Source organism: Nocardiopsis prasina DSM 43845, assembly GCF_000341265.1.
GTDB lineage: Bacteria > Actinomycetota > Actinomycetes > Streptosporangiales > Streptosporangiaceae > Nocardiopsis > Nocardiopsis prasina.
In genome coordinates this window covers 56,410-72,926 of record NZ_ANAE01000128.1, presented here as the reverse complement: position 1 = coordinate 72,926, position 16,517 = coordinate 56,410, and the positions used below count along the sequence as shown (strand labels likewise).

Here is a 16,517-nt window from a genome sequence, read left to right as displayed (position 1 = left end):
ATGGCGGAGACGTCCGAACCGGCGTCGGGCTCGGAGGAGCAGAAGGCGCCGAGCTTGATGTCGTCGGCGGAGCCGAACATCTGCGGCACCCACTCGAAGAGCTGTTCCTGGGTGCCGTTGGAGGCGACGGACACGGCGGCCAGGCCGGTGCCGGTGATCGCCAGGGCGATGCCCGGGTCACCCCAGTACAGCTCCTCGAAGGCGACGGGGATGCCGAGTCCGCTGGGCTCCAGCCACTGGTTGGCGAAGAAGTCCAGGGAGTAGAGCCCAATCTTGGCGGCCTCCTGGATGATCGGCCAGGGGGTCTCCTCCCGCTCGTCCCACTCGGCGGCGGCGGGGCGGATGACGTCGGCGGCGAACCCGTGGGCCCAGTCCCGGACGTCGCGAACATCCTCGCTCGGTTCCAGGCTGAAGACGGGCGCGGTGGCCTCACTCATGCGCTTACATCCTTTGTTGGATCCTCCGGGGGCGGAGGGACGACCTTTAAGTGCTACCAACGGTAACAGTCTGGTTGGACAGGCACAACGGATCGGGAGCGGAGGAACGGGGAAGAGTCGTGACGTGCGTCTGTCCGGTATTTGCCACCCCGCTCACACACTGGGAGACGGGGGTGTGAGCAGTGCCAGGAACAGTGTGGACCGGAACGATCAGCTTCGGACTGGTGTCGGTCGGAGTGCGCATGTACTCCGCACGTGAGAGACACGGACCGACCGTCCACCAGTTCGTGCGCGGAACCAACGCGCGCGTCCGCTACCAACGCGTCAACGAGGACACCGGTGAGCGGGTGGCGAACGAGGACATCGTCAAGGGCGCCGAGGTCGACGAGTCCGACTCCTTCGTGCTCCTCGAACCCGCGGACATGGAGCAGATCCAGCCCGGGCGGAGCAAGACCCTGGAGATCACCGGGTTCATCTCGGCTGAGGACGTCGACCCGCTGTGGTTCTCGTCCACCTACTACCTCGGCCCGGACAAGAGCTCGGCGAAGCCGTACCGACTCCTCCTGGCCGCGTTGGAGGAGTCCGGAAGGGCGGGCCTGGGGACGCTGGTCATGCGGAACCGGCAGCACCTGGCCCTGATCGCCCCACAGCAGGGCGTCCTCACGGCGAGCACCCTGTACTGGCCGGACGAGATCCGCGACCCCGAGGACGTCATGCGGCCTCCGAGCGGTGAGGTCGACAAGGGCGAACTCCGGCTCGCCTCCCAGCTGATCGACGCGATGACCACTGAGTGGGAGCCGTCGCAGTACTCCGACGAGTACGAGCGTCGCCTGGAGGAGCTCATCGCCACGAAGGCGCGCGGCGGCACGGTCAGCTACGAGGGCAGGGAGCCCGAGGAGAAGGGCGAGGGCAAGGTCGTCGCGTTGGACGACGCGCTGCGCGCTTCCCTGAAGCAGAGGAAGAAGGACCGGGCGGCGAAGTCCGGACAGCGCGGACGCGCCCCCGCTCCGAGGACCTCGGAGGACCACCAGCCCACCAAGAGCGAGCTCCTGGATCAGGCCAAACAGCTCGACATCCCCGGCCGCACCCGTATGAGCAAGGACGAGCTGGCCGACGCGATCTCCAAGGCCGGCTGACGCTACTCGGTGTCCAGGTCCGGTGGCACGTCCCCGGGTGTCAGGTCGGGGCGCGCGCGCAGGTACTGGACGACGTGCCGCCATCGGCCGGACACCTCCGCCGAGTCCGGGCACACCTCCACCACCAGGTCAGGGACGACCCGCGTGTAGCTCTGGCGGGACTCGTCCCCGCCCCATGTCGCGGCGAGGAGCCGGGGCCAGGGATGGTCGTCCGTCTTGACCACGTGGCCCGCGAGCTCCTCGGACTGGTCCGGGGTGAGGTCCGAGGTCCGACCCGCCACCCGCAGCTCGCCGGTCGCGGAGTCCACGCGCCCGAGAATGAGGGCGCGTGGGGCTCGTGCGTGGCCGACGATCCCGCCCACGATCGCCTCGGTGGTGACGCGGTGCTTCCACTTGCGCCAGTCCCTGCGGCCCGGGCGGTAGGAACGGCGCGCGTCCTTGACCATCACGCCCTCCACCCCCACGGCGGGCATCTCCTCCCACCACTGCATGGCCACCTCGGGGTTGTCGGTCTGCCAGCCCAGTGTGAGCGGCGAGGGCTGCTCGACCAGGGCCATCAGCCGTTCGAGTTCCGCGCGCCGGTGGGAGAGAGCGCGGTGCGCGAGGTCCCGTCCGCCCGCCCTGAGCAGGTCGAACACCACGAGGTGGCACGGGGCCGTGCGGGCCAGGGCACGGGCGTGGCGGGGCGACGCGCTGTTGCGCCTGAGCAGGGCACCGAAGTCCAGCCGCCCGTCGCTCGCCCAGTGGATGATCTCCCCGTCCAGCAGGACCCCCTCGGGCAGCTGCTGGGCCAGGGCGTCGACGATCTCCGGGAACCGCTGGGACAGCAGCCTTCCCTGTCTGCTGGTCAGGCGTACGGGACCGGTCTCGGCCAGGCACCTGAAACCGTCCCACTTCGGCTCGTAGAGCAGGCTCTCACCGGTGGGGAGATGGTCGACGGCGCTTGCGAGCATCGGTTCCACGCCTGCCCCCTACCCCGCAGCAGCTCATCGGGAGCCCAATTCCCAGCTAAGGCACCGCCCCCGGGGCCCTCCCGCCCCCGGGGAAGGACTTGACACGCGCGCGTGCCCGTCTGAATGATGCGGGTCCCACCCCCACCCCCTCCCGGAGACGACCATGGCTTCGCACTACGGCGACTACCAGCTGGAGATCTACCTCGACGGCCTCACCGGCGTCGTCCCCTCCCACCCCGTGACCTTCGCCGAACTGGAGCGCAGGGCCGCCGAGACGCTCCCGCCGTGGGTGTGGTCCTATGTGGCGGGTGGCGCGGGCGACGAGCACACCCAGGAGGCCAACGCCACCGCGTTCCGCCGGTGGGGCCTGTACCCGCGCATGTTCGTGGGCGCCAAGGAGCGCGACACCGGCGTCGACCTGTGCGGTGTCCACCTGGCCTCACCGCTGTTGATGGCCCCGGTCGGGGTGGTCGGCCTCTGCTCCCAGGACGGGCACGGCGACCTGGCCACCGCTGAGGCCGCCGCGCGCACCGGGGTCCCGATGATCGCCTCCACGCTGTCCCAGGACCCGTTGGAGGAGGTCGCCGCACGGTTCGGCGACACCCCGGGGTTCTTCCAGCTGTACACGCCGACCGACCGCGAACTGGCGGCCAGTCTGGTCCGCCGCGCCGAGGCGGCCGGGTTCGCGGGGATCGTCGTCACCCTGGACACCTGGGTCACCGGCTGGCGTCCGCGCGACCTGGCCACCGCCAACATGCCGATGCTGCGCGGCCACTGCCTGGCCAACTACACCTCCGATCCCGTCTTCCAGGAGCGGGTGGGCTCCGACGCTCCTCGCGACGCCGTGGTGGCGCACTGGGCCGACGTGTTCGGAAACCCGCTGACCTGGGAGGACCTTCCCTGGTTGCGGTCCCTGACCGACCTGCCGCTGATCGTGAAGGGTGTGTGCCAGCCCGACGACGCCCGCCGGGCGGCGGACGGGGGCGTGGACGCCGTCTACGTGTCCAACCACGGCGGCCGCCAGGCCAACGGCGGCATCCCCGCCCTGGAGTGTCTGCCGGACGTGGTCGCCGCCACGGACCTGCCGGTGGTCTTCGACTCCGGGGTGCGGTCCGGAACCGACGCGGTCAAGGCCCTGGCGCTGGGAGCGACGGCGGTGGCGGTCGGCCGCCCCTACGTCTACGGGTTGGCACTGGGCGGTGCGGACGGGGTCGTGCACGTGCTGCGGTCGATGCTGGCCGAGGCGGACCTGCTCATGGCGGTCGACGGCTACCCCTCGCTGTCCGACCTCACCCCCGAGGCTCTGCGGGACCTGCGCGCCTGATCGGTTCCGGGGACCGAACGGTCCGGAGACGACAGTGAGGGGGCCGACGCACACGGCGTCGGCCCCCTCCTGCTGGTGGCCGGGTGGGCGTCAGTCCTGGCTGTGGCCCTCCAGGAAGGTGTAGACGTCGTGTTCGTCCACACCGGGGAAGGTGCCCGAGGGCAGTGCCGACAGCACGTGGGAGTGTGCGCGGGCCGAGGGCCACACGTTGCCCTCCCACCGGCTGGCGAGCTGGGCGGGCGGCCGCACGCAGCACTCGCCGTTGGGGCAGTTGGACTTGGTGCGGTTGGTGGTCTCGCGTCCACGGAACCAGCGGGACTCCTTGTAGGGCACGCCCAGGGTGATGGCGAAGTTGCGCTCGCGGCTGGGGTCCACGTGGGCCACGCACCAGTGGGTGCTGTTGGGCTTATCCGTGTACTGGTAGTAGATCGAGTACCGGTCCGGTGACTGGAAGACCTGGCGGCCCGACCACTGGCGGCACATGCGCTGGCCCTCGATGGCGCCCGAGTCGTCCGTGGGGAAGACCAGGCCGTCGTTCTCGTAGGCCTTGTAGATGATGCCGGTCTCGTCGTTGCGGATGAAGTGGCAGACCAGGTCCAGGTGGCGGTGGGCCAGGTTGGTGAACCGGTGCGCCGCCATCTCGTAGGAGACGGAGTAGACGTCCCGCAGGTCCTCCACGGACAGGTCGCGCGCCTTCTTGGCCTCCTGGAGGTAGGTGACCGCCGTGCTCTCGGGGATGAGGACGGCCGCGGCGAAGTAGTTGGCCTCCACGCGCTGGCGGAGGAAGTCGCCGAAGTCGCGGGGCTGGCTGTGGCCGAGGATCACGTGGCCGAGGGTCTGGAGGAGGATCGTGCGCGGGCTGTGCATGCCCAGCGTGGTCTCGCGCTTGAGGTAGATGCGGCGGTTGACGTGGTCGGTCAGGGAGCGCACTGAGCGGGGAAGGTCCTGCACGTACTTCAGGGTGAACCCGTGGTGGGTGGCGATCGCGAGGATCTGCCCCTGTGAGAGGGGTCCGGCCGTGTAGTTGACCGCCGAGAGGGTGTCGGCGGCCGCGGCCTCGATGGTCTCGAAGTAGTTGCCCCGCTCGCGCATCTGGCGGCGTAGGTCGGCGTTGGCCCGGCGCGCCTCCTCGGGGGTGGCGGTCGGCTTGGCGTTGCGTCTCTTGAGCTCGTCGTAGAGCCCCACGATGTGTTCGAGGACGTCGTTGGGGACCCGCTTGCCGACCTTCAGGTGCGGAAGGTTGAGGCCTTGGTAGAGGGAGTCGCGCTGGGCCTCCTCGACGGCGATCTCCAGCTGCGCGCGACGGCTCGGCGGCTGCTTCGACAGGAGCTCCTCGACGGACACGTCGAGGGCGGAGGCCAGGGACGTGAGCAGGGAGAGCTTGGGTTCACGTTTGCCGTTCTCCAAGAGGGAGAGCTGTGAGGGCGCCCGCCCGACGCGTTCCCCCAGGTCGGACAGGGTCATCCCGCGCGCCTTGCGCAGATGACGGAGCCTCTGACCAAACGTGACGAGATCCAGGTCACCTGTCAAAGACGGTATTTCTTCAGCACCAAAGTACGCCATGGCTTCATCCTACGGAAAGAAACAACGATCTTCACCAGATTTCCAGTGGAAAACCCTTGGATCTTGCCCAAGAATCATAGTTACCGGCGGGGAACTTACCGCCCAGGGGCTCACCCCCTGGCCCTTGGCAGGACACTCGACCGGTGCGAAGACCTTGGGGACTACACGTAAGGCGGGATCGAACATGAGCACCAGCGCTCGACGTCAGGAAGCCAGCGCCGCACTCCAGCGCGACTGGGAGACCAACCCCCGGTGGGCCGGTATCGAGCGCACCTACTCCGCCGACGACGTCGTCAAGCTGCGTGGTTCGGTCACCGAGGAGCACACCCTGGCCCGGCGCGGCGCCGAGCGCCTGTGGGACCTGCTCCACACCGAGGACTACGTGAACAGCCTCGGCGCGCTCACCGGCAACCAGGCGGTCCAGCAGGTCCGCGCCGGCCTCAAGGCCATCTACCTCTCCGGGTGGCAGGTCGCGGCCGACGCCAACCTCTCCGGCAGCACCTACCCGGACCAGAGCCTCTACCCGGCCAACTCTGTCCCGGCCGTCGTCCGCCGCATCAACAACGCGCTCATGCGCGCCGACCAGATCACCTGGTCCGAGGGTGACGACACCGCCCCCGAGTGGCTGGCCCCGATCGTGGCCGACGCCGAGGCCGGTTTCGGTGGCGTCCTCAACGCCTACGAGCTCATGAAGGGCATGATCGCCTCGGGCGCGGCCGGTGTCCACTGGGAGGACCAGCTCGCCTCCGAGAAGAAGTGCGGTCACCTGGGCGGCAAGGTCCTGATCCCGACCAGCCAGCACGTCAAGACCCTGAACGCCGCCCGCCTCGCCGCGGACGTCGCCGGTGTCCCGTCCCTGGTCATCGCGCGGACCGACGCCCAGGCCGCGACCCTGATCACCAGCGACATCGACGAGCGCGACCAGGCCTTCACCACCGGTGAGCGCACCGCCGAGGGCTTCTACCGCTTCCGCAACGGCGTGGAGGCGTGCGTGGCCCGGGGCCTGGCCTACGCGCCGCACTCCGACCTGCTCTGGATGGAGACCGCGACCCCCGATCTGGAGGTCGCCCGCGACTTCGCCGAGCGCATCAAGGCCGAGTACCCGGACCAGATGCTCGCCTACAACTGCTCGCCGTCCTTCAACTGGAAGCGTCACCTCGACGACGCGACCATCGCGAAGTTCCAGCGCGAGCTGGGCCACATGGGCTACAAGTTCCAGTTCATCACCCTGGCGGGCTTCCACTCGCTCAACCACTCGATGTTCGACCTGGCCAAGGGCTACGCCCGGAACGGCATGACGTCGTACGTCGAGCTCCAGGAGGCCGAGTTCGCGTCCGAGGCCGACGGCTACACCGCCACCCGCCACCAGCGCGAGGTCGGCACCGGCTACTTCGACGCGATCAGCACGACCATCTCCCCCGAGGCCAGCACCACGGCTCTCACCGGTTCCACCGAAGAAGACCAGTTCTCAGCGGCTCACTGACCCTGGTCTTCGTCCCTGAGGCCGTCCCTCCCCGCTTTCGTGGCTGGGGCGGGGCGGGACGGCCTCCCCCTGGCCGTCGGCCATGCGCGGTCCGTGTCACTCGCGCATGACCGGCGGCTCTTCAGCGTGTCCGAAACGTCCGCGCGCGGGCGTGTGGCCCGTATACGGTGTCTCCAAGCAACGGGTAACGGAACAGTCAAGCCCGCCTCTCGCGGGCCCCCGCCGGGCCGCCCCCACGGCACCGGAGCGTTCCGACCGACCACCCGGGGCACCCATTCACCGACCACACGGAGCCGACGTGAAAATCGATGTCACCACCAGAGCGACCCTCTCCACGACCCGCCGCGTAGTGGCGGCGGGCGCGATCGCCGCCGTCGCCGTGTTCGGCGCGGCCGCCTGCGAGAACACCGACGACCTCGAACAGGAGGTCAGGGACGGGATCGAGCAGGAGGTCGAGGAGAACATCGAGGAGGGCATCGACGACGTCATCGGCGGCGGCGATGGCGACGAGGGCGGGGAGGAGGGAGGCGACGGCGACGAGGGTGACGACGACTAGGTCAGCCGTCCCCGCCCGGTCGGGGCCGTGGGCCTCGGCCACCGAGCCGACGCCCTCCCGTCCTCCACGGGGGTCGCGGCCTCCCGCGCCGACAGCGCGTAGATTCGACGCGTGACCGACAGAACCGACCCGAACCCGCGCGCTCCCCGTCCCTCCCCCGACGGCTCCGCCGAGGGGGCGCGCGCGGGAACCACCGTCCCGCAGATGCTCGCCAGCCGCTCACTGATGCGCTGGGAGGTGCTGTGTGTCCTCGCCCTCTCGCTGGGCGCCGCCGCCGTGTCGGCGACCATCTCCTTCCTGGGCGTGCTCACCGCTCCCGAGTCGATGGCCGACCAGACCGCCAACCTCATCCGCTCGCGGGCCGAGGACCGTCCGTGGCTGGACCTGTCCTTCCAGCTGTACTCGGTGCTCTTCGCCTTCGCCCCCGTGGCGCTGGTGGTGTACCTGCTGCACCGGGGCGGGGAGTCCGCCCGCACGGTTGGCTTCGACCTGCGCCGTCCGGGGTTCGACACCTGGAGCGGCCTGGCCCTGGCCGCGCTGATCGGCACCGGCGGGCTGGTCGTGTACCTGGTCTCCTGGCAACTGGGCCTCACCCGCACCATCGTGCCCAGCACCCTGGACGGCAACTGGTGGGACACCCCGGTCCTGCTCCTCCAGGCGCTGAAGAACGGCGTCCTGGAGGAGGTGATCGTGGTGGGCTACCTGCTGCACCGGCTCGGGCAGATGGGGTGGTCGCCGTGGAAGGCGGTGCTGGCCAGTTCGGTCCTGCGCGCCTTCTACCACCTGTACCAGGGGGTCGGGATGTTCTTCGGCAACCTGGTCATGGGGCTGGTGTTCGGCTGGTTCTACCTGCGCTACGGCCGGGTGATGCCGCTGGTGGTCGCGCACACGGTGATCGACGTGGTGGCGTTCGTGGGTGCGGTGTACCTCATCGGCCGGATCGACTGGCTTCCGGTCTGACCCGTCTTCTCAGACCCGCTGGGCCGCCTTCGCGGCGATCGCGTCCTCCAGGTAGCGGGGGCGGCCGAGCAGGAGACCGACGACGAGGTTGACGAGCACCAGACCGATCACCATCGCCATCGGCGCGTGCCAGTCACCGCTGGTCTCGTGCAGGAGTCCGAACAGGAACGGCCCGGCACCGCCGAGCAGATAGCCCAGGCTCTGGCTGGAGGCGGACATCGCGGCGGTGCCCTCGGCGGTTCGGGTGCGCACGGCGAAGACGGTGAGCGCCAGCACGAAGCTGCCCAGGCCGATCCCGACGAAGGTGGTCCAGACCCAGGTGCCGTTGAGCGGGGACACCCACATCCCGGTGAAGCCGACCAGGTACGCGGCGACGAAGAGCACCACGAAGGGGCGCTGGTCGCGCACCCGGACGATGAGCGAGGGCATGACGAGTGACATCGGGATGCCCAGCGCGGTGAGGTACGCCAGCATCACCCCCGCGGACTGGGCGTCCAGTCCCTGGTCGCGGAGCATCTGCGCGAACCAGCCGAACATGATGTAGGCGATGGAGGACTGGGTTCCGAAGTACAGGACGCCCTGCCATCCGAGCCCGGTGCCGAGCACCTGCCGGACGCTGAGGGCCGCGCGGGCGTCGCCGGGGGCGGGCTCGTGGCGCAGGGCCAGGAGCCACGGAAGCGCCGCGACCAGGCCGAAGAGGGCGTAGGCGCCCAGGGCGATCCGCCAGTCACCGGTGGCCCGTTCCAGGGGGACGGTGGCGGCGGCCGCGATCGCGGTGCCCACGGCCAGGCCGGTGGTGTACACCGTGGTCATCAGGCCCACACGGTGGGGGAAGTGCTGCTTGACCAGGGCCGGGAGGATGACGTTGCCGACGGCGCCGCCGGAGAGGGCCACGACGCTCAGGGTGAGGAACAGCCAGGGTTCGGGGGCCATGGCCCGCGTGACGAGGCCGAGGGTGACGGCGGTCAGCGCGAGGACGAGCAGGCGGTGGGAGCCGAGACGGCGGCTGAGCATGGGGGTGAGCCCGCCGAAGACCGCGAAGCACAGGACGGGGAGCGTCGTGAGGACACCGGCGCCCACCGCGGTCATGCCCAGCCCCTGGGTGACCTCTCCGAGGACGGGGCCCACACTGGTGATCGCGGTGCGCAGATTGAGTGCGGCGAGGGCGATGGCGACGGCGATCAGAAGGAGAGCCGCGCGGGGCGCGGCTCTGGGCTGGTCGGTACCGGGAAGCGGGGTGCCCTGCGCTGCGTTCTCGCGCGTGGGGGTGACGCTCATAGGACGTGGCTCACAAATTCGTAGGATGACCCTATGTACTTCATGAGGATAACGCATTGACGTTCGGGGCCTATTCCTGCGCCCAACTGGTCTAGGCTCCCTCCTTAACCGTTCCCTACCCGTGCGCTGGGCCTGTCATCCGGCGACCCGCCCCTAGGAGGTATGAGCGTGCCCCTCGCGTCGACACGCCGGACCGGTCTCGTCGACCAGGTCATCAGTCAGCTACGAGCCCAGATCGACTCCGGTGAGTGGGGCGTCGGCGACCGCATCCCCACCGAGTCCGAACTGTCCGAACAACTCGAGGTCGGACGCAACACCGTCCGCGAGGCCGTCAGGGCCCTCGCCCACGCGGGCCTGCTGGAGATCCGCCAGGGAGCGGGGACCTTCGTCCGCGCCTCCAGCGAACTCGGCGGAGCCCTGCGCCGCCGCCTGGAACGCTCCCGACTGCGGGAGAACCTGGAGGTGCGCCGCGCCCTGGAGGTCGAGGCCGCGCGTCTGGCCGCCATGCGCCACAGCGAGGAGGACATGGCCGATATCGACCGCGCCATGGCCCTGCGCGAGGAGGCCTGGCGGACCAAGGACATGGGTGCCTTCGTGGAGGCCGACTTCACGTTCCACCGCGCCGTGGTCAACGCCACGCACAACACCCTGCTCATCGACCTCTACGACGACATCGCCCAGGTCGTCTACGCCAGCATCGCGCACACCGCCTACGAGCAGAGTGCCGAGGCCTCCGACGGCCCCTCCTCCGCCACCGAGGGCATCGACCACAGCGGCCTGACGGAGGCCGTCCGGGAGGCGGACCCCGTCCGCGCCGCCCGTGAGGCCACCTGTTACCTCGACGAACTCCTCTCCCTCACCGAGGACTGAGTCACCCGGGGACGAACACGGGAGGGGGCCCGGACCACTGCTGGTTCCGGGCCCCCTCCCGTGTTCGGGTCGAGCGCCGTGTGGTCAGCCCGCCCCGGCTCCCCCGGCTCCCCGATCGTTCCGCGGTCGCCAGTCGTGTCGCCCCGGGGCCGCGCCGGGTCAGTCTCCGCCGTGGACGTCGCTCACCGCCGAGCGCGGGCCGAGCCTGGGGCGGGCGTGCCCCTCCGGCACCGCGCGCCCCTCGCGCCGCGATCCGATCGACCTCGGCCGACCGCGCCGGGCACCCCGGTCCGCGGCCCCCTCCCAGCCCGTCACCCTGGACGGGTCGAGGTCGAGGAGGTCGAGGGTGCTCTCCCCCGCACAGACCGCGTCGATGAGCTCCCGGTCACGGGAGACGCTGTCCATGGTCTCCGCGATGATCGTGCTCACCTGGCCGCGCGGGAGGCAGACCACCCCGTCGTCGTCGGCCACGATCCAGTCCCCTCGCCGGACCGGCAGCGGCGCGGGACCGCTGGCGTCCATGAACACCTGCTGTCCCACGGAGCCGCCCGCATCGTGCCCCGCCTCGCGGACCGCCACCCCGGCGCCGAAGACCGGCAGCTCACAACGGGCGATGGCGGCGATGTCGCGCACGCAGCCGTCCAGGACGATCCCGGCCACGCCCCGGGTTCGGGCGGCCACGGCGAGGATCTCGTCCACGTAGCCGTACTCGGACTCCCCGGAGACGTCCACCACCAGGGAGGAGCCCGGCGGGGCCTGGGCGATCGCGACGTGCAGCGCGAGGTTGTCCCCCGGCGCGCAGCGGACGGGGAAGGCACTCGCGGCGAACCCGGCCCCCGGCCAGACGGAGAAGAGGTGGGTCCCGAAGGGACGCCCCCCGCAGCGTGCCAAGGCCACCGTTCCCACAGCCGTCAACGTCTTCGCAAGCGCCACGTCAGCCTCCATTACACCCGCGCCCGGTGCGGTCGGTTCGGACCGACCCCTTCTATACTCGCGGGTAACTTAAACGTGACGCAAGGCGTGCGAGCCTGAAACACGTAAAAATGCTACCGATGGTTACATCTGAGCGGGATACCCGTGTCCGTCCGATCACCTTCGGTGTCCCCTGCCTGGCAGACGCGACCAGCGCAACCTCAGACGACCGACGCGACCACGTCCAGAGCCGCACGGGCGGCGGCGACGTCGTGGACCCGGAAGACCCGGGCGCCCTCGCGCGCGGACACAGCCAGGGCGGCCAGGGTCCCATCACCGCGCTGGGTCAGGCCGGCACCGAGGGTCTCCCCCACGAAGTCCTTGTTGGAGACCGCCACCAGCACGGGCCAGCCGGTGGCCGCCAGCTCGCCCAGACGACGGGTGAGTTCGAGCGAGTGGTAGGTGTTCTTGCCGAAGTCGTGCGTGGGGTCGATCATCACCCCGTCCGGGCGCACCCCCACCGACACCGCGCGCTCGGCCAGCTCACACACCCCGGACACCACGTCCGCGACCACGTCGTCGTAACGCACGCGGTGGGGGTCGGTGCGGGGGGCCAGCCCCCCGCTGTGGCTGCACACCAGACCGGTGCCGAACTCGGCCGCCACCCGGGCCAGGTCCGGGTCGGCCCCCGCCCAGGTGTCATTGATCATGTCCGCCCCGGCCTCGGCGCAGGCCCGGCCCACCCCGGCCCGCCAGGTGTCCACCGAAATCACCACGGCGGGGTGGCGAGACCGCAGCTCGCGCACGAACGGCACGGTGCGGCGGACCTCCTCGGCCTCGTCCACGTGCGCCCCGTACCCGGCCTTCACCCCGCCGACGTCGATGATGTCGACCCCCGCCGCCACGGCGTGGTCCGCGGAGGCCAGCGCGGCCTCCAGGGCGTAGGTGGCACCCCGGTCGTAGAAGGAGTCGGGGGTTCGGTTGATCACACCCATCACCGCGAAGCGCCGGCCCGCGAAGGTCCGCCCGCGCAACCGCAGGGCCCCGGGGCCGTGCGCCACCGGGCGCCGGGTCCCGGTCTCACGCTTGGCTGCTGTCTCCGGCGTCTGCGGACCGTGCGTCACCATGACTCCATCCTGGGGTACGGGCGGGGCGGACGGTCACCCGCCCCGACCCGCCGTGGTCGGCCCGGATCAGCCGGGTACCCAGCCCAGCGTGCGCTCACCGCCCCGGCGCTCCTTGCGCACCTGGAGGTGGTCCCACGTCTCCACGTGCCCGACCCCCGCGGTGGCCCGGATCCGTTCCAGAGCCTCCACCAGCTGGCACCGGTCCGGCGCGGTGAGGGTCCCGATCACGTCGTAGCGACCGAAGCCGCTGGCCAGGAACGAGATCCGTCCCATGTTGGCCATGGCGGTGCCCAGCGCGTCCGCGTCGCCCCGGCAACGCAGTCCGAAGCCGATCTGTTCATTGGCGCCCACGGCCGACGGCTCCACCAGCGCGGTCACGTGGACCACCCCCGAGTTGAGCAGGCGTACCACCCGGGAGCGGGCCGCCGCCTGCGACAGCCCCACCTGTCGGGCCAGGTCCGCGTACGAGGCCCGTCCGTCCTTGAGCAGTCTGCGCACCAGACGCCAGTCCAGCGCGTCCAACTCGATCTCGCGCAGTTCACGCACACTGCTGTGAGCGTCCTTGTACACGGCGTTGGCACGGAAGACCTCCGCGCCGTCCACACCCGGCAGCGAGCGCAGGTCGGCGAGCTCCTTGGTCAGGGCCGCGTCGTCGGCCACCCTGACCTGCGCGACGGCCGGGAACCTCCCGGCGGCCTGCGCGGCGAAGGTCACGGCCTCGCGTTCCCCCAACGCGTCGAGCATCGGACCGACCGGCCCGCTGACGCGGAACGACACGTGACCGAGGACCTCCATTCCCACCACGCCGGCGTGCAACACTCCGACGATCCTGATCGCCCCCGACTGCACCAACTGGCGCACTCTGGCGCGAACCGCCGTCCTGGACAGCCCCACCCCGTCCGCCAGGGCCTGGAACGTCGCTCTGCCGTCCCCCTGCAACGCCCGCATGAGCGCGGCGTCAACCGCATCGAGCACGATGGTTGCCTTTCGTTCCCATGACGCCGCCCTTACCCCCGGACGGCGCCCCCTCCTCCGGCCAGATCATCGCAGTTGTGGAGCCGCTTCACTACTGATCGCCAAAGAAATCGGTTGATTCACCCCTTTGACCGGCTGGACAGCGCCGCCCAATGCCCCAACAGGCATCTCTCGACCACATAACAGACTTGTATAGAACACCCCTTATGAGGTGGCCGCTGTGCACACAACCCCGACAAAGCGCCACACTGATGACACGGGCCCGAGCGACACCCGCCGAGGGCACGCCACCGAGGGCACGCACCGCGCACGGCGCGGGACGACCGGCGGGCCGCCCCCGTGCACGCACCTGGGAAAGGGCATAACAACAGAAAGTGACCGCCACACGGCGAACGTGGCGCGAACGATCAAAACCGGAGAAACGGGGCGGCCGTGATCGCCCCGCGGCTTGAGAGGAATCGCTGGTGGCAGCGGAGGACGAGCGGCGGGACAAGGCGCCCACGCGCCCGAGCACGGGAGGGGCGCTGCTGTGGACCGCCGCGTCGCTTCCCCTCCCCGGTGCGGCGCACCTGCGCATGAGGCGCCGGCTCGCCGGGACCGTGATCCTCGGCGCCTACCTCGTGGGGGTCTCGGCCCTGGTCCTCGGGCTGGTCTGGATCGGCACACACGAGGCGGGCACGATGACCGTGCTGGCCGGCATGGCCGTGCAGGACCGCTGGCTGCTGGGCGTGATGGGCGCCGTGTTCGTGGTCGCCGTGCTGTGGCTGACCGTGATCGTGCACTCGTGGGCCATCACCCGTCCCGAGGGGGCGCGTTTCGGCCAGCGCCTGCTCGGTGGCGTCGTGGTCCTGCTTCTGTGCCTGACGGTCGGAGCACCGGCGGCCTGGGCGCTCCACGGCGGCTACACGGCCTACGAGACGCTGGGGCAGGTCTTCGACGCCCCCGAGCGCGACGACCTGCCGCCGCACGACGCCGCCGACCCGTGGTACGGCGCGGACCGGGTCAACGTCCTGCTGATCGGGGCGGACTCCGCCGACAACCGCTACGGCGTGCGCACGGACACCATGATGGTGGCTAGCCTGGACACCGACACCGGCGACGCCGTCCTGGTGGGGCTCCCCCGCAACCTGGAGAACGTGCGCTTCCCGGAGGGGAGCGCGCTCGCCGACCGCTACCCCGAGCCGTACGGATTCGACCTGCTGCTCAACGACGTGTACCAGACCGTCGCGGAGGAGCCCGAGGAGCTGGCCCTCAACCCGATCGTCGCCGACCCCGCCGCCGACACCCTCAAGAAGGTGATCGGGCACAACCTCGGCCTGGAGGTCGAGTACTACGCGATGGTCGACATGATGGGCTTCCGCGACCTGATCGACGCCGTGGGCGGCGTGCGGGTGCGGATCGAGGAGCCCATCCCCTACGGGGTGCACGGCGGGGTGCTGGAGCCCGGCGTTCGCCGCCTCGACGGCCACGAGGCGCTCTGGTACGGGCGCTCCCGGATCGGCTCCGACGACTACGGGCGGATGGGCCGCCAGGGCTGCCTGGTCAAGTACGTCGCGGAACAGGTCGACCCGACCACGGTCCTGACCAGCTACCGGCGGCTGGCCGGAGCCACCAAGCGGACTCTGACCACCGACATCCCGCAGTCGAAGGTGCCCGCCTTCATCGAACTGGCCGACGAGCTCACCGACCACGGTGACATGAGCGCCCTCCAGCTGTCTCCGCCTCAGGTGTCCACCGGCAACCCGGACTGGGACGAGATCAAGGAGCTGGTCGCGGAGGCGATCACGGTCAGCGAGGAGGCGGACGACGCGCCGCTCGACGCGCCCTCCGCCTCCCCCGACGGTGACCGTCCCGAGGACGTCGAGGACCCGACCCCCGAGGAGTGGGAGGAGTGGGAGGAGGACGAGCGGACCGAGTGGCAGCGCTACACCGGTCTGGCCGAGCCCTCCCCCGCCGACCCGGGCCGTCAGGTCGGCTCCGAGGCCACCGACCTCGGCTCCATCTGCCCCTGACCTCCTCCCCCGGGTTCGGTACGCCGGTCCCGGGGGGCGCGGTGATGCCCCTGGAGGGCTTGCGGCAAACACCGGCGACGCACGGTGACCGGAGTCGGACAGTTGGCCACGGGCCGTTGTCACGCCCGTGCGGGCGTGTGAATCTGACGCGGTGACCACAGCTCAGCTCTGGACTCTCGTCGCCTTGGGCGCCTTCCACGGGCTGCACCCCGGCATGGGGTGGTTGCTCGCCGTCAGCAGGGGACTTCAGGAGGGCGGTCGCCGCCAGGTCCTGGCCGCCCTGCCCGCGATCGCCGCGGGGCACGCGGTCAGCGTCGCCGTCGCCGCGGTGGCGATCACCGTCACGGGGTCGGCCACCGCCTCGGTCCTCTTCCCGGTCCTGGGTGGCGGGGTGATCGTGCTGCTGGGGCTGGTGATCCTGCTCTCGCGCCAACACTTCCACTGGCGGGACGTGCGCCTGTCGCTGTGGCAGCTGACCGCGTGGTCCTTCCTGATGTCCTCGGCCCACGGGGCGGGGCTCATGCTCATGCCGGTGCTGTCGGGGCAGCTCGACCACACGCATGTGGAGGGCGGCGGCCACGCGGGGCACGGGGCGACCGGAGCCGGTGACGCCACCGGGGCCACCGGGGTGAGCCTCGGGGCCGGAACCGCGGACGCCGCCGAGGGGGTGTGGAACCTGTGGGACGCCACCCTCCTCGGACTCGCGGCCACCGGGGTGCACTCGTTGGCCATGCTCGGAGCGGCGGGGGTGGCGGCGCTGATCGCCTACGACTTCCTCGGCGTGCACGCCCTGCGCTGGAAGGGCGTGACCATGGACCGGGTGTGGGCGTTGACCCTGCTCCTGGGCGGCGTCATGGTCCTGTGGTCGGTGTGGTGAATCGTCCGCCCCGCGCATCGGTCACGGCCGCTTCCGCTTGATCCGCGTCACTGT

Annotated in this window: 15 protein-coding genes; 8 read left to right on the top strand and 7 right to left on the bottom strand. The window is 70.6% G+C overall.

The features are described 5' to 3' along the window. Nucleotides 1–437: acyl-CoA dehydrogenase family protein (locus D452_RS0113840; RefSeq protein ID WP_017544748.1), on the bottom strand; the 437-nt coding region annotated here is incomplete at its 3' end. A gap of 182 nt (nucleotides 438–619) precedes the next feature. On the opposite strand from D452_RS0113840, the gene ku reads away from it, so the two are divergent. Continuing rightward, nucleotides 620–1,573: a non-homologous end joining protein Ku gene (gene ku, locus D452_RS0113835; RefSeq protein WP_040693764.1), complete on the top strand. Its 954-nt coding sequence runs from the start codon at nucleotides 620–622 to the stop codon at nucleotides 1,571–1,573. 2 nt (nucleotides 1,574–1,575) lie between these two features. Here ku and D452_RS0113830 read toward each other — a convergent pair whose 3' ends face one another. Beyond that, nucleotides 1,576–2,526, bottom strand: coding sequence for an ATP-dependent DNA ligase (locus D452_RS0113830; RefSeq protein ID WP_017544746.1), 951 nt, complete (start codon nucleotides 2,524–2,526; stop codon nucleotides 1,576–1,578). Nucleotides 2,527–2,689: 163 nt separating this feature from the next. Between D452_RS0113830 and D452_RS0113825 the strand changes: the two genes are divergently transcribed. Further along, nucleotides 2,690–3,850, top strand: coding sequence for an alpha-hydroxy-acid oxidizing protein (locus D452_RS0113825; RefSeq protein ID WP_017544745.1), 1,161 nt, complete (start codon nucleotides 2,690–2,692; stop codon nucleotides 3,848–3,850). Nucleotides 3,851–3,940: 90 nt separating this feature from the next. On the opposite strand, the gene D452_RS0113820 is transcribed toward D452_RS0113825, so the two are convergent. Beyond that, complete coding sequence (locus D452_RS0113820) at nucleotides 3,941–5,380, bottom strand: helix-turn-helix domain-containing protein (protein ID WP_017544744.1); 1,440 nt, start codon at nucleotides 5,378–5,380, stop codon at nucleotides 3,941–3,943. A gap of 217 nt (nucleotides 5,381–5,597) precedes the next feature. Here D452_RS0113820 and aceA point away from each other — a divergent pair, with 217 nt between their 5' ends. From aceA to D452_RS0113805, 3 genes are all read left to right on the top strand, one after another. After that, complete coding sequence (gene aceA, locus D452_RS0113815; RefSeq protein ID WP_017544743.1) at nucleotides 5,598–6,896, top strand: isocitrate lyase; 1,299 nt, start codon at nucleotides 5,598–5,600, stop codon at nucleotides 6,894–6,896. Between the two features lie 298 nt (nucleotides 6,897–7,194). After that, nucleotides 7,195–7,452, top strand: coding sequence for a hypothetical protein (locus D452_RS0113810; RefSeq protein ID WP_026129288.1), 258 nt, complete (start codon nucleotides 7,195–7,197; stop codon nucleotides 7,450–7,452). Between the two features lie 111 nt (nucleotides 7,453–7,563). Continuing rightward, entirely contained in the window at nucleotides 7,564–8,412 is an 849-nt protein-coding gene (locus D452_RS0113805; RefSeq protein WP_017544741.1) for a CPBP family intramembrane glutamic endopeptidase, read from the top strand. Nucleotides 8,413–8,421: 9 nt separating this feature from the next. Here D452_RS0113805 and D452_RS0113800 read toward each other — a convergent pair whose 3' ends face one another. Next, the gene (locus D452_RS0113800; protein ID WP_017544740.1) at nucleotides 8,422–9,690 is read right to left on the bottom strand and encodes a CynX/NimT family MFS transporter; all 1,269 of its coding nucleotides are present in this window, start codon (nucleotides 9,688–9,690) and stop codon (nucleotides 8,422–8,424) included. 168 nt (nucleotides 9,691–9,858) lie between these two features. Here D452_RS0113800 and D452_RS0113795 point away from each other — a divergent pair, with 168 nt between their 5' ends. Next, nucleotides 9,859–10,560, top strand: a complete 702-nt coding sequence (locus D452_RS0113795; protein ID WP_026129287.1) for a FadR/GntR family transcriptional regulator — start codon at nucleotides 9,859–9,861, stop codon at nucleotides 10,558–10,560. A 159-nt stretch (nucleotides 10,561–10,719) separates the two neighbouring features. Here D452_RS0113795 and D452_RS0113790 read toward each other — a convergent pair whose 3' ends face one another. From D452_RS0113790 to D452_RS0113780, 3 genes are all read right to left on the bottom strand, one after another. After that, the gene (locus D452_RS0113790) at nucleotides 10,720–11,466 is read right to left on the bottom strand and encodes an RraA family protein (protein WP_017544738.1); all 747 of its coding nucleotides are present in this window, start codon (nucleotides 11,464–11,466) and stop codon (nucleotides 10,720–10,722) included. Between the two features lie 227 nt (nucleotides 11,467–11,693). After that, complete coding sequence (gene folP / locus D452_RS0113785; RefSeq protein ID WP_017544737.1) at nucleotides 11,694–12,599, bottom strand: dihydropteroate synthase; 906 nt, start codon at nucleotides 12,597–12,599, stop codon at nucleotides 11,694–11,696. A 66-nt stretch (nucleotides 12,600–12,665) separates the two neighbouring features. Next, complete coding sequence (locus tag D452_RS0113780) at nucleotides 12,666–13,574, bottom strand: Lrp/AsnC family transcriptional regulator (RefSeq protein WP_017544736.1); 909 nt, start codon at nucleotides 13,572–13,574, stop codon at nucleotides 12,666–12,668. A 464-nt stretch (nucleotides 13,575–14,038) separates the two neighbouring features. On the opposite strand from D452_RS0113780, the gene D452_RS0113775 reads away from it, so the two are divergent. Beyond that, complete coding sequence (locus D452_RS0113775; protein ID WP_017544735.1) at nucleotides 14,039–15,586, top strand: LCP family protein; 1,548 nt, start codon at nucleotides 14,039–14,041, stop codon at nucleotides 15,584–15,586. Nucleotides 15,587–15,737: 151 nt separating this feature from the next. Beyond that, nucleotides 15,738–16,463: a hypothetical protein gene (locus tag D452_RS0113770; protein ID WP_026129285.1), complete on the top strand. Its 726-nt coding sequence runs from the start codon at nucleotides 15,738–15,740 to the stop codon at nucleotides 16,461–16,463. Nucleotides 16,464–16,517: the final 54 nt, after the last annotated feature.